At 71.3% G+C, this 20154-nt stretch carries 24 protein-coding genes and 1 riboswitch; of the genes, 13 read left to right on the top strand and 11 right to left on the bottom strand.

Going from position 1 to position 20154, the window contains the following annotated elements; translation table 11 throughout:
* Positions 1 to 53: 53 nt before the first annotated feature.
* Positions 54 to 1202 (bottom strand): transcription termination factor Rho, encoded by a 1149-nt coding sequence (gene rho / locus IEZ21_RS17780; protein ID WP_189322854.1) that lies wholly within the window; start codon positions 1200 to 1202, stop codon positions 54 to 56.
* A gap of 275 nt (positions 1203 to 1477) precedes the next feature.
* On the bottom strand, positions 1478 to 2308 hold the full coding sequence (locus IEZ21_RS17785; RefSeq protein WP_373302241.1) for a class I SAM-dependent methyltransferase: 831 nt from the start codon (positions 2306 to 2308) through the stop codon (positions 1478 to 1480).
* 157 nt (positions 2309 to 2465) lie between these two features.
* Between IEZ21_RS17785 and IEZ21_RS17790 the strand changes: the two genes are divergently transcribed.
* The 6 genes from IEZ21_RS17790 (at position 2466) to IEZ21_RS17815 (ending at position 6565) form a co-directional block, all read left to right on the top strand.
* Positions 2466 to 3200, top strand: coding sequence for an SgcJ/EcaC family oxidoreductase (locus IEZ21_RS17790; protein ID WP_189322856.1), 735 nt, complete (start codon positions 2466 to 2468; stop codon positions 3198 to 3200).
* Entirely contained in the window at positions 3197 to 3538 is a 342-nt protein-coding gene (locus tag IEZ21_RS17795; protein WP_189322857.1) for a YciI family protein, read from the top strand. The genes IEZ21_RS17790 and IEZ21_RS17795 overlap by 4 nt, the downstream gene beginning before the upstream one ends.
* On the top strand, positions 3529 to 4782 hold the full coding sequence (locus tag IEZ21_RS17800; RefSeq protein WP_213089313.1) for an RNA polymerase sigma factor: 1254 nt from the start codon (positions 3529 to 3531) through the stop codon (positions 4780 to 4782). Before IEZ21_RS17795 ends, IEZ21_RS17800 begins: the two co-directional genes overlap by 10 nt.
* Positions 4783 to 4832: 50 nt before the next feature.
* A complete protein-coding gene (locus IEZ21_RS17805) occupies positions 4833 to 4979 on the top strand; it encodes a hypothetical protein (protein WP_189322859.1) in 147 nt (48 codons plus the stop codon).
* 88 nt (positions 4980 to 5067) lie between these two features.
* Positions 5068 to 5793 (top strand): class I SAM-dependent methyltransferase, encoded by a 726-nt coding sequence (locus tag IEZ21_RS17810; protein ID WP_189322860.1) that lies wholly within the window; start codon positions 5068 to 5070, stop codon positions 5791 to 5793.
* 43 nt (positions 5794 to 5836) lie between these two features.
* Positions 5837 to 6565 carry a CPBP family intramembrane glutamic endopeptidase gene (locus IEZ21_RS17815; RefSeq protein WP_189322861.1) on the top strand — a complete coding sequence of 243 codons (729 nt, stop codon included), beginning with the start codon at positions 5837 to 5839 and terminating at the stop codon, positions 6563 to 6565.
* Positions 6566 to 6632: 67 nt separating this feature from the next.
* Here IEZ21_RS17815 and IEZ21_RS17820 read toward each other — a convergent pair whose 3' ends face one another.
* The 4 genes from IEZ21_RS17820 to IEZ21_RS17835 form a co-directional block, all read right to left on the bottom strand.
* Positions 6633 to 7598 carry an acetylxylan esterase gene (locus tag IEZ21_RS17820; RefSeq protein ID WP_189322862.1) on the bottom strand — a complete coding sequence of 322 codons (966 nt, stop codon included), beginning with the start codon at positions 7596 to 7598 and terminating at the stop codon, positions 6633 to 6635.
* Between the two features lie 104 nt (positions 7599 to 7702).
* The gene (locus IEZ21_RS17825; protein WP_189322863.1) at positions 7703 to 8287 is read right to left on the bottom strand and encodes an Rv1733c family protein; all 585 of its coding nucleotides are present in this window, start codon (positions 8285 to 8287) and stop codon (positions 7703 to 7705) included.
* A 210-nt stretch (positions 8288 to 8497) separates the two neighbouring features.
* The gene (locus IEZ21_RS17830; RefSeq protein ID WP_246567846.1) at positions 8498 to 9286 is read right to left on the bottom strand and encodes a ferredoxin reductase; all 789 of its coding nucleotides are present in this window, start codon (positions 9284 to 9286) and stop codon (positions 8498 to 8500) included.
* The gene (locus tag IEZ21_RS17835; protein ID WP_189322864.1) at positions 9279 to 9884 is read right to left on the bottom strand and encodes a sulfite oxidase-like oxidoreductase; all 606 of its coding nucleotides are present in this window, start codon (positions 9882 to 9884) and stop codon (positions 9279 to 9281) included. The genes IEZ21_RS17830 and IEZ21_RS17835 overlap by 8 nt, the downstream gene beginning before the upstream one ends.
* 108 nt (positions 9885 to 9992) lie before the next feature.
* Between IEZ21_RS17835 and IEZ21_RS17840 the strand changes: the two genes are divergently transcribed.
* From IEZ21_RS17840 to IEZ21_RS17855, 4 genes are all read left to right on the top strand, one after another.
* On the top strand, positions 9993 to 10913 hold the full coding sequence (locus IEZ21_RS17840) for a quinone oxidoreductase family protein (protein WP_189322865.1): 921 nt from the start codon (positions 9993 to 9995) through the stop codon (positions 10911 to 10913).
* 225 nt (positions 10914 to 11138) lie between these two features.
* A complete protein-coding gene (locus IEZ21_RS17845) occupies positions 11139 to 11927 on the top strand; it encodes a putative protein N(5)-glutamine methyltransferase (RefSeq protein WP_189322866.1) in 789 nt (262 codons plus the stop codon).
* 93 nt (positions 11928 to 12020) lie between these two features.
* Positions 12021 to 14036: an NADPH-dependent 2,4-dienoyl-CoA reductase gene (locus tag IEZ21_RS17850; RefSeq protein ID WP_189322867.1), complete on the top strand. Its 2016-nt coding sequence runs from the start codon at positions 12021 to 12023 to the stop codon at positions 14034 to 14036.
* A gap of 50 nt (positions 14037 to 14086) precedes the next feature.
* Entirely contained in the window at positions 14087 to 14656 is a 570-nt protein-coding gene (locus IEZ21_RS17855) for a PadR family transcriptional regulator (protein WP_189322868.1), read from the top strand.
* On the opposite strand, the gene IEZ21_RS17860 is transcribed toward IEZ21_RS17855, so the two are convergent.
* The 4 genes from IEZ21_RS17860 to dhaK all read right to left on the bottom strand — a co-directional run bounded on the left by IEZ21_RS17860 (position 14657) and on the right by dhaK (position 17548).
* Positions 14657 to 15232: a hypothetical protein gene (locus IEZ21_RS17860; RefSeq protein WP_189322869.1), complete on the bottom strand. Its 576-nt coding sequence runs from the start codon at positions 15230 to 15232 to the stop codon at positions 14657 to 14659.
* A gap of 257 nt (positions 15233 to 15489) precedes the next feature.
* Positions 15490 to 15900: a PTS sugar transporter subunit IIA domain-containing protein gene (locus IEZ21_RS17865; protein ID WP_189322870.1), complete on the bottom strand. Its 411-nt coding sequence runs from the start codon at positions 15898 to 15900 to the stop codon at positions 15490 to 15492.
* A complete protein-coding gene (dhaL, locus tag IEZ21_RS17870) occupies positions 15893 to 16492 on the bottom strand; it encodes a dihydroxyacetone kinase subunit DhaL (RefSeq protein ID WP_189322922.1) in 600 nt (199 codons plus the stop codon). Before dhaL ends, IEZ21_RS17865 begins: the two co-directional genes overlap by 8 nt.
* Positions 16493 to 16555: 63 nt before the next feature.
* A complete protein-coding gene (gene dhaK, locus IEZ21_RS17875; RefSeq protein ID WP_189322871.1) occupies positions 16556 to 17548 on the bottom strand; it encodes a dihydroxyacetone kinase subunit DhaK in 993 nt (330 codons plus the stop codon).
* Between the two features lie 172 nt (positions 17549 to 17720).
* Here dhaK and IEZ21_RS17880 point away from each other — a divergent pair, with 172 nt between their 5' ends.
* On the top strand, positions 17721 to 18092 hold the full coding sequence (locus IEZ21_RS17880; RefSeq protein ID WP_189322872.1) for a four-helix bundle copper-binding protein: 372 nt from the start codon (positions 17721 to 17723) through the stop codon (positions 18090 to 18092).
* A 77-nt stretch (positions 18093 to 18169) separates the two neighbouring features.
* Here the strand turns inward: IEZ21_RS17880 and IEZ21_RS17885 are convergent, their stop codons facing one another.
* The gene (locus IEZ21_RS17885) at positions 18170 to 18739 is read right to left on the bottom strand and encodes a histidine phosphatase family protein (RefSeq protein ID WP_189322873.1); all 570 of its coding nucleotides are present in this window, start codon (positions 18737 to 18739) and stop codon (positions 18170 to 18172) included.
* Positions 18740 to 18848: 109 nt separating this feature from the next.
* Positions 18849 to 19011, top strand: a riboswitch (cobalamin riboswitch).
* A gap of 35 nt (positions 19012 to 19046) precedes the next feature.
* Here IEZ21_RS17885 and IEZ21_RS17890 point away from each other — a divergent pair.
* Both IEZ21_RS17890 and IEZ21_RS17895 read left to right on the top strand, forming a co-directional pair.
* The gene (locus IEZ21_RS17890; protein ID WP_189322874.1) at positions 19047 to 19280 is read left to right on the top strand and encodes a CbtB domain-containing protein; all 234 of its coding nucleotides are present in this window, start codon (positions 19047 to 19049) and stop codon (positions 19278 to 19280) included.
* A 25-nt stretch (positions 19281 to 19305) separates the two neighbouring features.
* Entirely contained in the window at positions 19306 to 20070 is a 765-nt protein-coding gene (locus tag IEZ21_RS17895; RefSeq protein WP_189322875.1) for a CbtA family protein, read from the top strand.
* Positions 20071 to 20154 lie beyond the last annotated feature (84 nt).

Here is a 20154-nt window from a genome sequence, read left to right on the forward strand (position 1 = left end):
TGGTGCCCCGGCCCTGAGCCGTACCTGCGTGGCAGGGCCATGCGGGCAGAGGCTCACCGACCGCCGGGCACGGTCGGCTGGACCTGCCGCAGAAACGTGGCGTTGTCCGGTGTCTCCCGCATCCGCTCCAGCAGGGTTTCCAGCCCCGCCTGCGTGTCGCCGCGGGAGTGCAGGGCGCGCCGCAGCCCGCGTACGGCCGCCAACTCGCTTGCGGGAACCAGGAGTTCCTCACGGCGGGTACCGGACGGGGTGACGTCGACGGCCGGAAAGATCCGCCTGGACGCGAGCGTGCGGTCCAGGCGCAGCTCCATGTTGCCGGTGCTCTTGAGCTCCTCGAAGTAGAAGTCGTCGGCACGCGAGCCCGTCTCCACCAGCGCCGTGGCGAGGATCGTGAGCGAGCCGCCCTCCTCGGCCAGGCGCGCGGCACCGAAAAGCCGCTTGGGTCCGTGGAGCGCGGCGGCGTCGACACCGCCGCTGAGAGTGCGGCCACCTGCGGCGGCAGCGTTGTTGTGCGCCCTGCACAGCCGGGTCAGCGAGTCGAGGAGGATCACGACGTCCTGGCCCGCCTCGACGAGCCGCTTGGCCCGCTCCACGGCCAGCTCGGCGAGCGCGATGTGCTGCTTCGGCCCCTGGTCGAAGGTCGAGGCCAGCACCTCACCGCGTACGGAACGCCGCATGTCGGTGACCTCCTCGGGGCGCTCGTCGAGCAGCACCACCATCAGATGGCACTCGGGATGGTTGCCGGCCACGGCGGCGGCCAGTTGCTGGAGCAGCACCGTCTTGCCGGTCTTCGGCGGGGCGACGATCAGGCCGCGCTGGCCCTTGCCGATCGGCGAGACCAGGTCGATGACCCGGGTCGTCAGGCCGCCCGCCGGGTGTTCGAGCCGCAGCCGCTCGCGCGGGTGCAGCGGGGTGAGGTCACGGAAGTGCGGGCGGGAGCGCAGCTCTTCGGGCCTGCGGCCGTTGACCCGCTCGATCCCGGTGAGGGCGCGCTGCTTGCCGCGTACGGCTACGCCTTCGACGAGGTCGCCCTTGCGCAGGCCGTACCGGCGGATCAGCGCGGCGGAGACCTGGAGGTCGGTGGACTCGGGCAGGCAGCTTGCGGTGCGCAGGTGGCCCTGCCCGTTGGAAGTGATGTCGAGTACGCCGGTGGCCTGCTCCTGCGTGTGCGAAGTAGGCGGGCGTTCGAGTGTGGTGGTCATGTGGGTGTGTCCTTTCGCGGACGAAACCATGGGGTCATGAAGGGGAGAGGCCGAAATGGCGGGGCGGCATGGGCACGCCCCGTACGGCGGAGACATCACCTCTCGTGCGGCGGGCGGAACGCCCATGGCCGTACGTGAAGAGAGGTGGTGCGGAGAAGCTGCTTCGCCGGTCGGAAAGAGACGGGCGGATCAGCTGACTGAGATGAGACAAGCACCGGCGCCCGAGAAGGGGCGTACACAAGTGCTAGAACAACCGTAGCACAGAGGGATTTTGATCAGCGGCGGGCCAGGAGTCCGTACAGGAGCGGGATACGCGGGGAGCTGTCCGGCAGGCGCCACCAGCCGGAGGGGGTGCGGTTCATCTCGGGCCAGCGGGGCCAGGGTAGTTCGTCGCTCTCCCGCAGCCGCTCGATCCGCAGACCGGCTCCGACCAGGGCGCCCACGACCTCGCCGAGGCCGTGCATCCACTCGTAGCTGTCGGTCGCGCCCTGAACGGGCGGGCCGTCCGTGTACGTGTACCTGCCGCTGCGGTGGACGGCCGTCCCGCGCCCCAAGTAGTCGTGCCGCAGCAGGAGTTCGGAACCCTCGCCCTCGGCGGGCTTGGGGCCCAGGGAGTTGAGGAGGGGATGGAACTCGGCGATGTACAACCGGCCTCCCGGACGCAGGAGTTGGGCGACCGTCGCCGCCCAGCGGTCCAGGTCGGGCAGATAGCACAGAGCGCCCTTGCCGGTGTAGACGACGTCGAACCGCCGCCCGCCGAGGGCCTCGACGGCGTCGTACACATTGGCCCGTACGTACTCGACGTCGGCGCCCGCCCGCCCGGCGATGTCGGCCGCGGCCTTGACCGACGCCTCCGAGATGTCGAGGCCCACCGCCCGGGCACCGCGCCCGGCGAAGGCGATCGTCTCGGTGCCGAGGTGGCACTGGAGGTGCAGCACGTCGCGGCCGGCGAGTTCGCCGAGGTCCTCCCACTCCCAGGCGGCGAACCAGCGCTCCGGGTCGAGGGAGGTGCCGAGGCCGTAGAACCGGCTGGCGAGGTGGACGGGGGTACGGGCGTCCCAGTTGGCCTGGTTGGCGCGCATCATCCGCTCGTGCTCGTCGGGCATGGTCATATCCAACCGTGGACGGGCGCCGGGTGGGAAGGACTCCCGGATGCTCCCGAATGTGGCTGCCGTCCGGCAGGACAATCATGGGGAGGTGTCGATTCGGCGCGGGCCCGTTCGTCGGTGGGGTGTCAGGACCTCATGAGTACCAGGAGGAACCATGAAGTACATGCTGCTGGTCTGCGGTGACGACACCGCCGACACCTCGGGCATGGCGTCCGTCGAGCCCTGGGTGGAGGAGCTCGGCGACCGCGGTGTACGGCTGCACGGCCACCGGCTGCGGCTGCCCGCCGAGGCGGTCACCGTTCGGGTGCGCGGCGGTGAAGTGCTGCGCACGGACGGGCCGTTCGCGGAGACGAAGGAGTACGTCGCCGGGTACGACATCCTCGAGTGCGACACCATGGAGGAGGCCATCGAGGCGGCCGCGAAGCATCCCGTGGCGACCATCGGGGCCATGGAGGTGCGCCCGTTCTGGGAGGACGAGGACGCCGAAGGAGAGATCCGCCGCCTCGACGACGAGATGACGCGGGCCACGCGCGAGCGGGACATCGATCGGATGGTGGCCTTGTACGCGCCCGATGTCGAGGTCTTCCACCCCATGACCGGCCTGGAGCAGCGCGGGATCGACGCCTTCCGCAAGGCCCAGGAGTGGTGGTTCTCCACCGTGACCGGACCCGTGAGCCGTGATGTGCTCGACTTCCGTGTCCGGGTGGACGAGAGCGTCGCGTTCAGCCACGCGCTCGTCCGGATGCGCGCCACGCTGACCACCGGGAAGCCGCTGGACAGCACGGTACGGGTGACCACCGGCTACCGCGCCGCGGGCGACCGCTGGCAGATCGTCCACCAACATCTGTCCGTCCCGTTCGACGCAGGAGTAGAGGAGACCCGGTCATGAAGTACGTGATGTTCATCTGCACCCCGGTCGGCGGCGCGGAGCTCAGCCCGGAAGAGATCGCCGAGCACCCGGACTTCACCTCGTACATCGACGAGGTGCGCTCCAGCGGTGTGGTGAAGGGCGGCGCGCGGCTGCGGCCGTCCACCGACGCCACCACCGTGCGCGTCCAGGGCGACGAAGTGCTGCTCAGCGACGGGCCGTTCGTGGAGTCCAAGGAGTATGTCGCGGGCTTCGACATCATCGAGGTCGCCGACCTCGACGAGGCCATAGCCCTCGCCTCCAAGCATCCCGCCGCACTCGGCGGCGGCTCCGTCGAGGTGCGGCCGGTCTGGGAGTGAACGATGTCGAGGAGGCGGTGGCCGCCGCCTTCCGTGAGGAATGGGGCCAGGTCGTCGCCACCCTGATCAGGGTGACCGGCGACTGGGACCTCGCCGAGGAATGCGCGCAGGACGCCTTCGCGCAGGCCCTGGACCGGTGGCGGCGCGACGGAGTCCCGCGCCGCCCCGGCGCCTGGCTGACCACGACCGCGCGCAACCGCGCCCTGGACGTGCTGCGCCGGGAGGCGGTGGGGGCGGCGAAGCTGCGGGAGGTGGCGGTGCTGGCGCGGGACGACGGGCCGTACGACCCGGACGACGAGGACGACAGCGGGGTGACGGACGACCGGCTGCGGCTGATCTTCACCTGCTGCCATCCGGCGCTGCCCATGGAGGCGCGGGTCGCCCTGACCCTGCGTACCCTCGCGGGGCTGACCACGCCCGAGATCGCCCGGGCCTTCCTCGTGCCCGAGGCGACCATGGCGCAACGCGTGGTGCGGGCCAAGCGGAAGATCCGCAACGCCGGAATCCCGTACCGCGTACCACCCGCGCATCTGCTGCCCGAGCGCACCACGGGTGTACTCGGCGTCGTGTACCTGCTGTTCAACGAGGGGTACGCCGCCACGTCCGGCGCCGATCTGGTGCGTACGAACCTGTGCGCGGAGGCCATCCGACTCGCCCGCGTGCTGGCCCGGCTCATGCCCGACGAGCCCGAGGCGCTCGGCCTGCTGGCGCTTCTGCTCCTGCACGATGCCCGGCGCGGCACACGCGTGGACGCGGCGGGCGAACTGGTGACGCTGGAGGACCAGGACCGTACGGCATGGGACCGCGCCGCGATCGACGAGGGCGCCGCCCTGCTGGAGACCGCCCTGCGCCGCGGCCGGCCGGGCCCGTACCAGATCCAGGCCGCCATCGCCGCCTGCCACACCACCGCCGCCACTTCCGAGGAGACCGACTGGGCCGATATCGCCGCGCTGTACGGGGAGTTGAGGCGCTTCGTGCCCTCCGCGGTGGTGGAGCTGAACCGTGCGGTGGCGGTAGGCATGGCCGAGGGACCGGAGACGGGGCTGGCCCTGCTGGCCGAACTGGAGAAGGCGGGCGACCTGGCCGAGTACCACCTGCTGCCCGCCACCCGCGCGGATCTCCTGCGGCGCATGGGGCGGACGGCGGAGGCGGCCGAGGCGTACGCGCGTGCGCTGGAGCTGGTGGAGAACGACGCCGAGCGGCGATTTCTCGAGAAGCGGCTCGCGGAGTGTCGATCGGTGTAGGGGGTGTTCGTCGGTGGGGTGAAAGCACCTACACGACACTGGAGGATCCCATGACCGCCACCGTTCCCACCCGCCGTACCAAGAAGATTCGCTCGCTCCTCCGCCTGCGCCGCCACCCCCTGCCACCCTGTGCACCCGGCGACCGAGGGCCGGGCGGGCCCGACATCTGGCTCGCGGGCCTCCGCCTGGGGAGCTGAGGGCGCCAGCCGAACGCGCACCTGGTCGCGTTGGGGCGAAGCTCCCCTTCCGAACCACAGCGCGCTCGCCCTGGCTAAGCTGACCTCGATGTTCACCCCGCAGGGCCCCACGTTCCGCGAGCTCGCCGTTCAGGCGCTGTCGTCCGTCGAGCACGGATACGACCTGCTCGCGCCGAAATTCGACCACACACCGTTCCGTACGCCGGACCCCGTACTGCGCTCCGTCGCGCGGGAACTGGAGCGGATCGGACCGTTCGACAGCGGGCTCGATCTGTGCTGCGGCACCGGCGCGGGCATCGACGTGCTGCGCACGGTGTGCCGGGAGCGGATCACCGGCGTCGACATCAGCGCGGGCATGCTCGCCGTGGCCCGCGAGCGGACGCGTGCCGCCGGGCCGCCGGCCGCATGGGTACGCGGCGACGCCCGCGCTCTGCCGTTCGGTCCGGCCTTCGACCTGGTGGTCAGCTTCGGGGCGTTCGGCCACTTCCTGCCGCGCGAACTGCCCGGCCTGTTCGCCCAGGTGCACTCGGTGCTGCGGCCCGGCGGACGGTTCGCCTTCCCCGTCGTGGCCCCGCCCCGCCCCGGCTCTCCCGGCTACTGGGCCCTGCTCGCCTTCGACACGGCGATGCGGGTACGCAACGCGGTGTGGCGGCCCCCGTTCGTCATGTACTACCGCGCCTTCCGCCTCAGCGACGTACGCCGCGAACTGATCCGCGCCGGCTTCGTCGTGGACCTGCACACACTCCCCGAGTTCGGCAGCAGAGACGACGGCAGCCCGCGCTGCCGGATGGTGGTGGCGACGCACCAGGGGTAGCCGAAGCCTGGAGGATCAGTGCTTCCCATTGAGGGCGACTGAGGTGACAGAGCAGCTTTCGCAGCGCAGGCAAGGCGGCCGGACGTCCACCGCGACAGCGCTCGTGGGCGCCGTCACGCTGCTGGTGCTCACGAACCTGGTCAACAACCGGTGGGCGCCGTCCTGGGTCGTGCTCAGCTCCGCGATCGCCTCCGCCGCGCTGATCGCGATCATGTTCCGGGCCGGTGGCGGCTGGGCCGACCTCGGACTCTCCCGGGAGACGCTGGGCCGCGGACTGCGCTGGGCGCTCGCCCTGGCCGGGATCGTCGCGGCGGTGTACCTGTGTGCGGCGGCGCTGCCCGTAACCCGCGGGCTGTTCGAGGACGAGAGGGCGAGCGGGCTGAGCGGCGCGGAGGTCGTCGGCCGGGTGCTGATCAAGGTGCCGATCGGCACGGTGCTGCTGGAAGAGGTCGCCTTCCGCGGGGTGCTCTACGGACTGGTGCTGCGCGCTCGCGGCGCCGTCGCGGCCACCGTGTTCTCCTCCGTGCTGTTCGGTCTCTGGCACATCCTCCCGTCGCTCCACCTCACCGGCTCCAACCAGGCCGTGGGCTCGTTCTTCGGGCAATCGCCTCTCGGTACCGTCCTGGCCACCCTCGGCGCCGTGCTCCTCACCGCCGCGGCAGGCTGCCTCTTCTGCTACCTGCGACACCGCACCGGCAGCCTGCTCGCCCCCATGGGACTCCACTGGGCGACCAACGCGCTCGGCTACGTGTTCAGCTCTGTACTGGCCTGAACCGGCCGGGTCCTCGCTTCCCTCGGCGAGGACCCGTAACTCTGCGACCGCGACGGTTCCGCTCCTTCTACAGGCGCTTCGGCAGCCACGCCAGCTGGGCCGCCTCCTGGTAAGGGCCACCGCCCTCATGATCGTTGAAGTCGTACACCTCGATCGTCTTGTCCTCGTGCGGCCAGGCGTTGAAGGCGGCGAACACCGTCGACGGCGGGCAGGTCTGGTCCTCCAGGGCCGCGGAGAACAGGGCGGGCGCCCGGCCGCGCGCCGCGAAGTGCACGCCGTCGAAGTAGGACAGCGTGCGCCGCACCTGCTCGGTGCGGCCGCGGTGCGTCTTGAGGTAGTTGCCGATCTCCCGGTACGGATCGCGGTCCGTCAGCGTCGTCGCGCGCGGGAAGTCGCACAGGAACGGCACGTCCGGGGCGATCGCCGCCAGGTCCGGTACGAGACCGCCGACCGCGATCGTGATGCCGCCGCCCTGGCTGGAACCGACCGCCGCGGTGTGCGAGGCGTCGATCAGCGGATGCGAGCGGGCCGCCTCCACGGCCCGTACCGCATCGGTGAACAGCCGCCGGTAGTAGTAGCTTTCGGGATCCTCGACCCCTCGGGTCATGAAACCGGGATACGCGGGCGCGCTGCCCACCGGGTCCGGTGTGTCACCGCCTCCCCAGGCACTGCCCTGGCCGCGGGTGTCCATCACGAAGTGCGCGAAGCCCGCCGAGGCCCACAGCAGATGCGTGTGCGGAAGGCCGCGCCCGCCGCCGTACCCGACGAACTGGACGACCGCAGGGCGAGGCGTGTCCGCCCAGGCGGGCAGCGTCAGCCAGCCCTTCACGGGGTGACCGCCGAACCCGGCGAACGTGACGTCGTACACCTTCACGGTCTTGAGATGCGTCTCGACCGGCTCGAAGGAGGCGTCCAGGTCGTGCTCGCGCGCCTCCTGAAGCGTCTTGGCCCAGAAGGCGTCGAAGTCCTCGGGCTCGACGGACGCGCTGCGGTAGTTCCGGAGCTGGTCGAGGGGCAGGTCGAACAAGGCCATGGATGACCGCCTTTACGGGATCACGGGTCAGGGTGCGGATGATCACACCGTACGGGCGCCGTCGGCGGGCCGCCAGGCCCTTTTCACGCACCGGCCGGGCCCGGTCATGCCCAGCGTCGGCTCCACTCAGGACCCGTACGGGCCCACTCGCGTTCCCACTCGGTCATGCGGCGGTGGAGGGCGACCCGGCGTACGACGAAGTGCCCCACCAGGACAGCGGCCGCGGTGCCGCCCGTGGCGCAGCCTCCCACCGCGAGCGCCTGCTGCCAGATCGCCGTGCTGTCCGCCGGGGCGGCGACGACCCGGCCCGTGTCGTCCAGCCACACATGGGTGCGGTCGCCGGGGCGGGTGCCTGCCGGGACGCGGGCCTCACCCGTGCGTTCTCGCTCGCCGGGCTCGGTCCAGCGCACGGCGACCCAGTAGGTGGGCTGCTTGCCGCCCGTGGCGGTGGGTGTCTCGGCGGGCGCCTGCTCGGTGACCTCCGCGCGCACCCGATGGCGTTCGGCCCGCTGTTCCGCGGCCGTGTCCCGCGCCGTGTCGTATGCCTGCCAGCCCGTGACGAGCCCGGCCAGCGGGGCGCCGAGGCACAGCAGGACGGCGACGACCAGGGCCGTCCACGCCTCCACCACGTCACAGTGCCTGCGCAGCGGATTGGGCCGCCAACGCCAGCCGCGCACCCGCGTGCCCATGTCCACGCCTCCTCATCGCTCGCGTCCGGCGGTCACCGTCCGGTCCCGGAGCGGCTGGTCACCGTCGTACGCCGCCCGAGTTCCCCGTCGGCGCCGGATGGACCCCGTGAGGGGCCATCTCGTGGCGGTGATCTCGTGGCGGTGAGTGCCCACACCGCCGGATCCGCCCGCGCGCGACTGAGGCACCGCAGAGCGGAGTGAGGAGAAGCGTCAGCCGAAGCGCTCGATCCGGATGCGGTCCACCGGCTGTCCCGCGTCGACGAGGAGCCGCGAGGCATGCTCGGCGAACCCGTTGGACCCGCACACGTAGGCCTCCCACCCGCCGTCCGGGCGGTCGGCCAGGAGTTCCGCCACCTGCGCGGCCGACAGCCGCCCCACGGGCACGCCGGGCGGCGCGTTGCGCGTGAACACGGGTGTCGTCTCGGCGCCGTACTCCGACGCGTAGATCAAGTCCTCGGGCCCGCGCGCCGAGACGAGCAGGCGCAGCGGTACGGACAGTCCGCGCGCCCGGTGGTGGCGGACCATCGACATCAGCGGTACGACACCGGAGCCCGCGCCGACGAGCAGGGCGGGCCGGTCGCCGGTCCAGGCGAAGAAACCGCTGTTCGGGCCGCGGACTTCGACCTGGTCGCCCGGCTCGGCGACCGTGTGGAACCAGCCCGACACCTCGCCGCCCTCGACATGGTCCAGCGTGAGCTCGATGTGCCCCGAGTCGTCGGGCGGCGACGCGATCGAATAGTGCCGCTGGGCGGTGTAGCCGTCCTCCGCGGTGAGCCGCAGCATCACGTGCTGGCCGGGCACATGGCCCCGCCAGCCGGGCACGGCGAACCGGAAGGTCGCCGCGCGCGGAGTCTCGCGGCGGATCCCGGTGAGCGTGGCGCGCTGCCAGGTCGTCGCCGTGTCGTTGTTCACGGCGATCCGGCCGGGCACGGCGAACCGGGTCTGGGGCGTGAACGTCCCGGTCGCATGAAGGTCTTCGGTCGTCGGAGTCTCAGTCACCGGCGTAGCGCTGCTCTTCCCAGGGGTTGCCGCGGTGGTGGTAGCCGTTCTGTTCCCAGAAGCCCGGCTCGTCGTGGTCGAGGAGCCTGAGGCCCGCGATCCACTTGGCGCTCTTCCAGAAGTACAGATGCGGTACGAGCAGCCGCGCCGGACCACCGTGTTCCGCGGGCAGCGGCTCGTCGCCGTACTCCCAGACGATCCAGGCGCGCCCGCCGGTCAGATCGGCCAGCGGGAGGTTCGTCGTGTATCCGGTGTGCGCGTACGCGACCGCGTGCGTCGCCTCCGGCGCCGGGCGTACGAGGTCCAGGAAGGCGTCCAGCGACACGCCCCCGAAGCGCACCCCGAACTTCGACCAGCTTGTCACGCAGTGGATGTCGCCCTCGTACGCGGATGCCGGCAGCGCGTGCGCCTCGTCCCAGGACCAGGTGCGCGGCTCGGCCACCAGCCCGTCGACGGTGAACGTCCAGTCCGCGGGCGCCAGTTCGGGCGTGACCTCGGCGGACAGGACCGGCCAGTCGTCGCCCGTGTCGTACTGACCGGGCGGCAGGCCGGAGTTGGGGACGCGCGGACGTCCGGTGAAGCCTCGGGTGACATGCATCGGGTCCACGGTACCCGGCGCCCGCGCGGGGAGTTGTCGGGGAATAGCAGTCCGGCGATCTTCCTTACATGCTGAGCAGGCGCAGCCCGGTGGAGGAAGAGGAAGCAGATGCCCAAGGCGTACGTCTTCACGCGGTTCGGCGGTCCGGAGACCGAGACCCTCGTCGACCAGGACCGGCCGAGTCCCGGTCCCGGTCAACTCCTGGTCGCCGTACGGGCGGCGGGCGTGAACCCCGTCGACTACAAGCAGCGCAACGGCTACGCCCGCCCGGGCCAGACGGCGCGCGAACTGCCCGCGGTGTTCGGCAACGAGGCCGCCGGAGTGGTCGAGGAGATCGGCGAGGGAGTCACCGGCTTCGCGGTGGGCGACGCGGTGTTCGGCAATCCGGTCGGCGGTGGCTACGCCGAGTACACCCTGCTGCCCGTCGCCGTGACCGCGCACAAGCCCGAGGCGATCTCCTTCACGGACGCGGCGGCCCTGCCGGTCGCGGGGGCGACGGCGTACGACGGCATCCGTCAGCTCGATCTGCCGGCCGGTTCGACGCTGCTGGTCACGGGCGTCGGCGGTGGCGTGGGCGTGGCGGCCACCCAGATCGCGCGCGCCTTCGGGGTGAAGGTCATCGGCACGGCCAGTGCGGGCAAGAAGGACTTCGTCGAGTCGCTCGGCGCCGTGCATGTGCCTTCGGGCCCGGACTTCGTGGCCGGCGTACGGGCCGCCGCCCCGGACGGCGTGGACGCGGTCTACGACCTGATCGGCGGCGAGGTCCTCGAAGCCGCGGCCGAACTCCTCACCGACCGCTCGAAGTTGATCACCGCGGGCGGCAAGGACATCGTGGGCCGCCTCGGCGGCGCCCCCGTCGCCCGGGCCCGCAACGCCGCGATCCTCGACGAGGTCGCCCACCTTGTGGCCGACGGCAAGCTGAACCCCCTCGTCACGCAGACATTCCCCTTGTCCCGCGCCGGGGAGGCACTGCGGCTGGTGGAGGACGGCCACGCCCGCGGGAAGATCGTCATCGACGTCGCCGGCTGAACATCCCGTGGGGAACGGCCGGGGCACAGGGCGTCCCGGCCTCGTGGTGGCAGCCGGAGGCCGTGTAACGTTGCCGTCCGGCTGTGGACCGCCCCAGCCGTGCAGGGACCGAGGAGGTGAGCCCCATTACCGCTGTGTCAGCTCGGGTGCTCTCGCCTCAGGGGTTCACCGTCATCAGGTGACCGGGAGAGCGCCCTTCGGGTTCCCGAAAGGCTCTCGGCTTCCATGCCCTTCTCCTCCGTCCCTTCCGTTTCGTACGCCGCTGTTGTCGCCGCTCTCCGCTCCGCGGGCTGTGTCTTCGCCGAGGACGAGGCGCGACTGATCGTCTCCACTGCCCGCACCTCGGCCGAACTCACCGCCATGGTGGACCGCCGCTCCGCGGGTCTGCCTCTCGAACACGTCCTGGGCTGGGCCGAGTTCTGCGGTCTGCGCATCGCCGTCGAGCCGGGCGTCTTCGTGCCACGCCGACGTACCGAGTTCCTGGTCCAGCAGGCTTTCGAGGTGGCTCCCGAAGCCCCCGTCGTCGTGGACCTCTGCTGCGGCTCGGGCGCGGTGGGCGCCGCCCTCGCCGCCTCCCTCCCCGGCGCCGAGCTGCACGCCGCCGACATCGACCCGGCCGCGGTGCGCTGTGCCCGCCGGAACGTCGGCACGCACGGCCACGTCTACGAGGGCGACCTCTTCGAGCCGCTGCCGCACACCCTCCGCGGCCGGGTCGACGTCCTGGCAGCCAATGTGCCGTACGTCCCCACCGAAGAGGTCGGCCTGCTGCCCCCGGAGGCCCGCGACCACGAACCCCTCATGGCGCTCGACGGAGGAGGAGACGGGCTCGACATCCTGCGCCGGGTGACCGCCGAGGCCCCGCAATGGCTGGCCCCCGGCGGCTCCCTCCTGGTCGAGACGAGCGAGCGCCAGGCGCCCACGGCATTCGAGGTCTTCGCCGACAGCGGGCTGGTTCCCCGCCTGACCGTGTCCGAGGAGCTGTACAGCACGGTCGTCATCGGAACGAGGTCCTAGTCACATCGGCCCCTCCATCTTTGTGCAACTAGTTGCACAAAGCTCGGCCCCTCGTCTACAACAGACGTGATGACACCGCGCACGGAGGGGCCCATGAACCGTTACCCGCACCTGCTGACCCCGCTCGACCTGGGCTTTACCACCCTGCCCAACCGCGTGCTCATGGGCTCCATGCACGTGGGCCTGGAGGAGGCGGAACGCGGCTTCGAGCGTATGGCGGAGTTCTACGCGGCCCGGGCGCGCGGGGGAGTGGGGCTCATCGTCACGGGCGGCATCGCGCCGAACGAGGCGGGACGGCCGTACGAGGGCGGCGCCAAGCTCACGACCGGGGCGGAGGCCGAGCAGCACACCGTCATCACCGAGGCCGTGCACCGCGAGGGCGGCAGGATCGCCATGCAGATCCTGCACTTCGGGCGGTACGCCTACCACCAGGACCTCGTCGCGCCCAGCGCCCTCCAGGCCCCGATCAGCCCCCATGTCCCGCACGCCCTCACCGACGACGAGGTCGAGCGGACGATCGACGACTACGCCCGCGCCGCCCGCCTCGCCCGGCAAGCCGGCTACGACGGCGTCGAGATCATGGGCTCCGAGGGCTATCTCATCAACGAGTTCATCGCCACGCAGACCAATCACCGCGAGGACCGCTGGGGCGGCTCGTACGAGAACCGCATGCGCTTCCCGGTCGAGATCGTCCGCCGCGTACGGGAGGCGGTCGGCGAGGACTTCGTCATCATCTACCGGCTGTCGATGCTGGACCTGGTGCCCGGCGGATCGACACTGGACGAGGTGATCACGCTCGCTCGGGCCGTCGAGGCCGCCGGAGCGACGATCATCAACACCGGTATCGGCTGGCACGAGGCGCGGATCCCCACCATCGCGACCTCGGTGCCGCGGGGCGCGTACGCCTGGGTGACCAAGAAGGTCATGGGTGCCGTCGCGATTCCGCTGGTGACCACCAACCGCATCAACACCCCTGAACTCGCCGAGGAGTTGCTCGCCGAGGGCTACGCCGACATGGTGTCCCTGGCCCGTCCGATGCTCGCCGACCCCGACTTCGTCAACAAGGCGCGGGACGGGCGCCCCGACGCCATCAACACCTGCATCGGCTGCAACCAGGCCTGCCTCGACCACACCTTCAGCGGCAAGATCACCTCCTGCCTGGTCAACCCACGCGCCTGCCACGAGACCGAGCTGGTCCTCGCACCGACCCGGCGGCGCAAGCGCGTCGCCGTCGTGGGCGCCGGGCCCGCCGGACTCGCCTGCGCCGTCTCCGCCGCCGAACGCGGCCACGACGTCACGCTCTACGACGCGGAGAGGGAGATCGGTGGCCAGCTGAACGTGGCCCGCAAGGTCCCCGGCAAGCAGGAGTTCGACGAGACGCTGCGCTACTTCCGTACGCAGCTCCAACTGCGGGGAGTGGAGGTGCGGTTGGGCACATACGTGACGGCGGGCGACCTCGCCGGCTACGACGAGACAGTGATCGCCACCGGCGTCGGCCCGCGCACCCCCGACATCCCCGGCGTCGACCACCCGAGCGTCGTCGGCTACCTCGACGTGCTGCGCGACAGCGTGCCCGTCGGCGACCGTGTCGCGATCCTCGGTGCGGGGGGCATCGGCTTCGACGTCGCCGAGTACCTGACCGACAGCGGCGACAAGGCGAGTGAGGACCCGGCGACGTACTTCCGGCAGTGGGGCGTCGACATGGACCACCGGACGCCCGGCGGCCTCGCCGCGCCCGAGCGGCCCGCCCCGCCGCGCTCCGTCCACCTCCTGCAGCGCAAGCCGTCCAAGGTCGGCGCCGGGCTCGGCAAGACCACCGGCTGGATCCATCGCACAGAGCTCAGGCACCGGGGCGTCACCATGGTCCCGGGTGTTCAGTACGACCGGATCGACGACGAAGGCCTGCACGTCACCGTCGACGGGCAGAGCACCGTCCTGCCGGTCGACACGATCGTGCTCTGCACCGGCCAGGAGCCGCGCCGCGACCTGTACGACGAGCTGCGCACCGCCGGTCGCAGTGTGCACCTCATCGGCGGCGCGGACGTGGCCGCCGAACTGGACGCGAAGCGCGCGATCAAGCAGGGCACGGAGCTGGCGGCGGCGCTGTAGCCCAGGGAGCAGCATGGGTCGGCTTTCGGCGGCGTACTTAGGATGAGTTCATGTCACTCCCGCACGCCATCCTCACCGCCCTCCTCGAGAAACCGTCGTCGGGCCTTGAGCTGACCAGGCGTTTCGACAGGTCGATCGGCTACTTCTGGTCGGCGTCGCATCAGCAGATCTATCGCGAGCTGGGAAAACTGGAGGCCGTCGGCTACATCCGGGCCCTCCCCGCCGAGCAGCCGACCCGCGGGCAGAAGAAGAGCTACGAGGTCCTGCCCGCGGGCCGCGCCGAACTCATCCGCTGGACCGCGGCCTCCCAGGACCCCAAGCCCCTGCGCGACCCGCTGCTGCTGCGCCTGCGGGCCGCAGCCGTGGTCGGCACCGCGGGCATCGAGGAAGATCTGCGCCGCCATCTCGACCTGCACCAGCGGCAGTTGGCGGAGTACGAGGAGATCCAGCAGCGGGACTTCCCGCCCGGCAGACAGACGCCCCAGGACCGGCTCCAGCACCTCATCCTGCGTGCCGGGATCGACTTGGAGACCTTCTGGACCCACTGGCTGACGCATGCGCTTCAGGAGTTCGGGCGACTGCCCGCCGAGGACTCGGCTTCCCGGGGGCCAACGGTGTGATCAGAGCCGGTTGGGCTTGGAGCGGCGGCGCAGGACCCAGGCCGTGGCCCCGACACCCGACGCCACCAGGACCCCGCCCACCGCGTAGGTGACGGTGCTGTAGTCCTCGGTGGAGCCGCCCGCGCCGCCCATGACCCCGCGCGTCGGCGAGGGCGAGGGGGTGCGCGTGGGCGTGGGTGAGGGCGATCGAGGTGGGGGGGTCGTCGTGGAGATCGTGGGGCCCGAGCCCGTGGACACGGTGACGGACTGGGTGCCCGCCGTCGAGCCGTTCGCGCAGACCACGATGACGGTGTACGTGCCCGTGCTGACGCCCGACCAGGAGGCGCTCTGGCTGCCCGTGCTCCTGGTCAGCGGCACTTGGCGGCCCTGGGCGAAGTTGGCCTGGCCGCTGGAGAGCAGCGAGGCGTTGCCGCCGGTGGGGCACGCGGTGGTGTTCACCTGGACCGTGGACCCACTGGAGGTCACCGTGATCTGCGTGTTCACTGCCGCAGCGGGCCCGGCGGTGAGGGCCAGCGGCAGCGCGGCGGTGGCCGCCACGGTCAGACCGGCGCGGACGAACATCTGAGTGGTACGCATTGACTGCCCTCCGGCGGCACGGTTGGCGGTACATCCCATGCGCCGCCGAGGGTTGGGAAACGCCCGTGCTGCCCTGGGACGAGCCAACGTGCCCCGCACCACCCCCGCACGCGGGCCGAGCCCGATCAGGTGACGGATTCCGCCGTGCGGCGCGCCATGGCGTGTCGCCGGACCGGCGGCCCGATCCATCCGTATGCCTCCGCCACCGCCCGGCCGCCCTCCGTGGTCACCATCGCCCGACCGTGGCCGTGGCCATGTCACACCTTTCGGTACGTGTACGCCTCCGAAGCCGCCGCCTCCACCGCCACGAGGTCCGCTCCGGCCGAGGCGGTGACGACCGCGGCCACCGCGCCCTCCACGAAGGGGGCGTCCACGAGGCGGGTGTGGGCCGGAAGCTCGTCGCCTTCGGCCAGGAGGGTCTTCACGGTGAGGACCGCGCTGCCGAGATCGGTCAGTACGGCGACACCGGCGCCGCGGTCCACGGAGGCGGCCGCGGCCGAGATCAGCTCGGCGCTGGTGCCGAGGCCGCCGCCCTCGACCCCGCCCGCCGGAGCCACCGGCGCGGTCGTGCCGCCGCCCGCGAGCCCTACCGCCAGCTCGGCGACCGAGGCGGCCACCGCGGCGCTGTGCGACACGAGCACGATGCCCACCAGCTTCTCGTCACTCACCGGCCGCCTCCTCGAGGGCCGCGATCAGCAGAGCGGAAGAGGTGGCACCGGGATCCTGGTGCCCGATGCTCCGCTCGCCCAGATAACTCGCCCTGCCCTTGCGGGCCTGCAAGGGCGTGGTAGCGAGGGCGCCCTCCTCGGCGGCGGCCCGAGCCGCCGCGAAGGACTCGCCGAGCGCGTCGACCGCGGGCACCAGCGCGTCGATCATGGTCTTGTCGCCCGGCGCCGCCCCGCCGAGCTGCATCACCGCGTCCACCCCGGTGCGCAACGCGTCCGTGAGCTGCTCCTTGCTGACCTCGGCAGCGTCCCCGAGCGCCTTCCCGGTACGGCGCAGCAGCGTGCCGTACAACGGGCCCGACGCACCGCCCACCGTCGAGATCAACTGGCGTCCGGCGAGCATGAGGACGGCGCCCGGCGTGCCCAGTGCCTCCTTCTCCAGTGTGGCCGTCACGGCCGTGAAGCCGCGCTGCAGATTGCTGCCGTGGTCGGCGTCGCCGATCGGCGAGTCGAGGGCGGTGAGCCGCTCCGTCTCGCGGTCGACGGAAGCAGCGGTCGCCGTCATCCAACGGCGGAAGAAGTCGGCGTCGAGCACAGGATCTCCTCGCATGGTGCTTGCGTAGTCATCGTGCTTGTCCGGTAAGGGAGTTGACCGGTCTCACATGCCCCAGCGCAGACCCGCCGTACGCACCGGAGCGTCCCACAGCCGCAGCAGCTCCTCATCGACCTGACACAGCGTCACCGAGGCTCCGGCCATGTCGAGCGAGGTGACGTAGTTCCCGACGAGGGTGCGCGCCACGGCGACGCCACGCTCGGTCAGCACGCGCTGCACCTCCGCGTTGAAGCCGTACAGCTCCAGGAGCGGCGTCGCACCCATGCCGTTGACCAGCACCAGCACCGGATTCCTGGGGTTCAGGTCCTCCAGGACCGCGTTCACCGAGAAGTCGGCGATCTCCCGCGACGTCATCATCGCGCGCCGCTCACGGCCGGGCTCGCCATGGATGCCGATACCCAACTCCAGCTCGCCCGGCGGGAGATCGAAGGTGGGGCTGCCCTTGGCCGGAGTCGTACAGGCGCTCAGCGCGACGCCGAAACTCCGGGAGCTCTCGTTGACCTGACGGGCCAGCGCCTCGACCCGCTCCAGCGGCTGGCCCTCATGGGCGGCGGCGCCCGCGATCTTCTCCACGAACAGCGTCGCGCCGGTGCCGCGCCGCCCCGCCGTGTAGAGGCTGTCGGTCACCGCCACGTCGTCGTTGACGAGCACCTTCGCCACCTGGATGCCCTCGTCCTCGGCGAGCTCCGCCGCCATGTCGAAGTTGAGTACGTCCCCGGTGTAGTTCTTCACGATGAACAGCACCCCGGCCCCGCTGTCCACGGCGGCGGCCGCCCGCACCATCTGGTCCGGTACCGGGCTGGTGAACACCTCTCCCGGACAGGCCGCCGACAGCATTCCCGGACCCACGAACCCGCCGTGCAACGGCTCGTGCCCCGAACCGCCACCGGAGACGAGCCCCACCTGCCCGGCCACCGGAGCGTCCCGCCGAACGATCACCCGGTTCTCGACATCCACGGTCAGCTCGGGATGCGCGGCAGCCATGCCCCGCAGCGCGTCCGCGACAACCGTCTCCGCGACGTTGATGAGCATCTTCATTCCGTACCTCCGGGTGAGGTGAGCAGCCGTGGCCGCGTCCTGGATCTCTCAAGGCCTGCGGGTCAAGTATCGATCGCCGAGTGCGGTTGGGCACGGGTGGGAACGGCAGATCTCGTGCCCGCTTGGTGACGCCACCGGGTTTGGCCGGGCGGCGTCCGGCTACTCGGACAGCGTGTCAGCGACAGATCAGCAGGAACTCGTCCGTTTCCTCGAGGACCGGTTCGCCTGTGCGCAGGCGTGTACCGAGTGCGCGCGGGTGTGTGCGCTGCGCGCGAGTCTCGCCGATCTCGACGGTCCCGAAGATCAGCAGGAGTTGCGGCGCAAGAGCATCATGTGCGCGGAGGTCTGCGACGCGACCTGCCGCGTGCTGGCCGAACAGACCTGGCAGGACGAGGCCGCGACGCGCGCCCAGGTCGAGTGGTGCCGCGACGTCTGCCTGGAGACCGCGCACGTCTTCGACCGGAACCCCGGCGCCGAGGAGGGCGCGCTGGCCTGCCGGGACTGTGCGCGCGCCTGCACGGAGTTCCTCGCCCTGCTGAGGTGACGGGCCTGCTGAGGTGACGGGTCGGCCGGGGTGCCAGCCATCCTGAGGCGACGAGCAGCTGCCCAAGCCTCAGCCCGTCAGTCCCCGAGCCCCCGCCCCACCCGTACGTTCCAGCGCCCGGCCCGCCCGCTGAGCTCCGTCGCGGTCAGCGGTGGTACGTCGATCCGCCAGAATGCCGGTTCCGGAGCACCGAGCGTCCGTACCACCACGGCCCGTACGATCTCCGGCTCGACGACGGCGAGGGTCCGGCCCGAGAACTGCCCGGCCGAATCGAGCCACTTGGCGACCCGGTCGCACAACTCGCGTACGGATTCACCGCCGTGCGGGGCGCAGGACGGATCCGCCAGCCAGCGCGCGACCGCCTCCGGCTCCTCGGCGCTCACCTCGGCCAGGCTCGCGCCGCGCCAGCGACCCACGCCCAGTCCCGCCAACTCGGGCTCGTCCGTGGCGTCGAGACCGAGCGCGCCGGCCGTCTCGCGGCAGCGCACGCCGGGGGAGACCAGGGCCCGGTCCACAGCGGGCAGCGCACCCGCTGCCGCCTCCGCGAGCCGCAGCCCGGCGGGGTCGAGAGGGCATCCGTCGTCGAAACGCGCCTCCCGCAGCGCGGCACTGATCGCTGGTGAGATCAACATCACTCGGCTGGTCATCGGCCCACTTTCGCGCTCAACACCTGATCAACCCCCTTGCGTGTACCGGGAATTGGCGCGTGACCAGGGCAACGGCGCACGCTCCGGCACCCCGTGCGCCCTTGGCCGCTTCCCCGCTTCGCGGTACGGTCACGTCGATATTGACGACGGTTCGACGGAAGCCGGTGAGAATCCGGCACGGTCGCGCCACTGTAAGCCCGTAGCGACCGCCTCCCACCAGGGGCGGTGCAGTCCGGGCAAGTCAGACCCGTGGCCGTCGTCCTGTGCACCACCAAGATGGGACGCGAGTTCCCCAGGAGGTTCTGCCATGGCCCAGTCCGTCGCTCAGCCGACCGTGACCAACTCCGCTGTACCGGCCGCCGTGCCGGCCAAGCTGCCGATCGGCGCGATCGTCCCCTGGGCGGTCTTCTTCGGCATCCTGATGCTGGTCCTGCTCTACTTCGTCGGCGCCGAGCAGGGCGCCACCTCCGTGGTCTCCGGCGAAGGCGTGCACGAGTGGGTGCACGACGCCCGCCACCTCCTCGGCTTCCCCTGCCACTGACGGCGACGAGGAAGCGTACGAGCACATGGACTCAGCAACCGTCAGAAACCTCCTGGTGCGTGGCATGCTCGCGGGACTCGCCGCGGGCCTGCTCGCCCTGGTCGTCGCCTATTTCCTCGGCGAACCACGCGTCGACGAGGCCATCGCCTTCGAGGAGGCCCACGCCCACGAGCACGGCGGCGAGGAACTCGTCAGCCGCACCATGCAGTCCACCGCCGGCCTGAGCACCGGCGTCCTCGTCTACGGCGTCGCGTTCGGCGGCATCGCCGCCCTCGCGTACTGCTTCGCACTCGGCAGGATCGGCCGCTTCGGACCGCGCGCGAGCGCGCTGATGCTGTCGACCGCGGGCCTGCTCGCGGTCTACGTCGTCCCGTTCCTCAAGTACCCCGCCAACCCGCCGGCCGTCGGCGACCCCGACACCCTCAACCAGCGGACCACGCTGTACTTCCTGATGGTCGTACTCAGCGTGCTGCTGACCGTCGGCACGGTGATCCTCGGCAAGCGCCTCGCACCACGCCTGGGCAACTGGAACGCCACCCTCTCCGCGGGAGCCTTCTTCGTCCTCGTCGTCGGCCTGGCGTACGCCGTCCTGCCGTCGTACAACATGGTCCCGGAGGGCTTCCCCGGCACCCTGCTGTGGCAGTACCGGCTCGCCGCCCTCGCCATCCAGGTGACCCTGTGGACCGCGTACGGCCTGGTCTTCGGGTACCTCGCGGAGCGCGTGCTGGCTCCGCGTACGGCTGCCGCCCAGCGGGGGAGCGCCACACAGGCAACTCCCGTACCGCACTGAGCAGTTGAGTCAAGCGATGGGCCCCCGGACGACCGGGGGCCTTTCCTTGTGCCACCCATGTGCCATCCACGTGTTACCTACTCC

This window comes from Streptomyces flaveus, assembly GCF_014647675.1.
GTDB lineage: Bacteria > Actinomycetota > Actinomycetes > Streptomycetales > Streptomycetaceae > Streptomyces > Streptomyces flaveus.

Bases quoted from the DNA above. Each gene is read 5' to 3' on its own strand.
- IEZ21_RS17885 (WP_189322873.1), bottom strand. From the start codon at position 18,739: ATGACCAGCCGAGTGATGTTGATCTCACCAGCGATCAGTGCCGCGCTG.
- IEZ21_RS17855 (WP_189322868.1), top strand. From the start codon at position 14,087: ATGTCACTCCCGCACGCCATCCTCACCGCCCTCCTCGAGAAACCGTCG.
- IEZ21_RS17810 (WP_189322860.1), top strand. From the start codon at position 5,068: ATGTTCACCCCGCAGGGCCCCACGTTCCGCGAGCTCGCCGTTCAGGCG.
- IEZ21_RS17790 (WP_189322856.1), top strand. From the start codon at position 2,466: ATGAAGTACATGCTGCTGGTCTGCGGTGACGACACCGCCGACACCTCG.
- IEZ21_RS17785 (WP_373302241.1), bottom strand. From the start codon at position 2,308: ATGCCCGACGAGCACGAGCGGATGATGCGCGCCAACCAGGCCAACTGG.
- IEZ21_RS17795 (WP_189322857.1), top strand. From the start codon at position 3,197: ATGAAGTACGTGATGTTCATCTGCACCCCGGTCGGCGGCGCGGAGCTC.
- dhaK (WP_189322871.1), bottom strand. From the start codon at position 17,548: ATGAAGATGCTCATCAACGTCGCGGAGACGGTTGTCGCGGACGCGCTG.
- IEZ21_RS17805 (WP_189322859.1), top strand. From the start codon at position 4,833: ATGACCGCCACCGTTCCCACCCGCCGTACCAAGAAGATTCGCTCGCTC.
- IEZ21_RS17895 (WP_189322875.1), top strand. From the start codon at position 19,306: ATGGACTCAGCAACCGTCAGAAACCTCCTGGTGCGTGGCATGCTCGCG.
- IEZ21_RS17845 (WP_189322866.1), top strand. From the start codon at position 11,139: ATGCCCTTCTCCTCCGTCCCTTCCGTTTCGTACGCCGCTGTTGTCGCC.
- IEZ21_RS17860 (WP_189322869.1), bottom strand. From the start codon at position 15,232: ATGCGTACCACTCAGATGTTCGTCCGCGCCGGTCTGACCGTGGCGGCC.
- IEZ21_RS17850 (WP_189322867.1), top strand. From the start codon at position 12,021: ATGAACCGTTACCCGCACCTGCTGACCCCGCTCGACCTGGGCTTTACC.
- IEZ21_RS17890 (WP_189322874.1), top strand. From the start codon at position 19,047: ATGGCCCAGTCCGTCGCTCAGCCGACCGTGACCAACTCCGCTGTACCG.
- IEZ21_RS17825 (WP_189322863.1), bottom strand. From the start codon at position 8,287: ATGGGCACGCGGGTGCGCGGCTGGCGTTGGCGGCCCAATCCGCTGCGC.
- IEZ21_RS17820 (WP_189322862.1), bottom strand. From the start codon at position 7,598: ATGGCCTTGTTCGACCTGCCCCTCGACCAGCTCCGGAACTACCGCAGC.
- rho (WP_189322854.1), bottom strand. From the start codon at position 1,202: ATGACCACCACACTCGAACGCCCGCCTACTTCGCACACGCAGGAGCAG.
- IEZ21_RS17840 (WP_189322865.1), top strand. From the start codon at position 9,993: ATGCCCAAGGCGTACGTCTTCACGCGGTTCGGCGGTCCGGAGACCGAG.
- IEZ21_RS17835 (WP_189322864.1), bottom strand. From the start codon at position 9,884: ATGCATGTCACCCGAGGCTTCACCGGACGTCCGCGCGTCCCCAACTCC.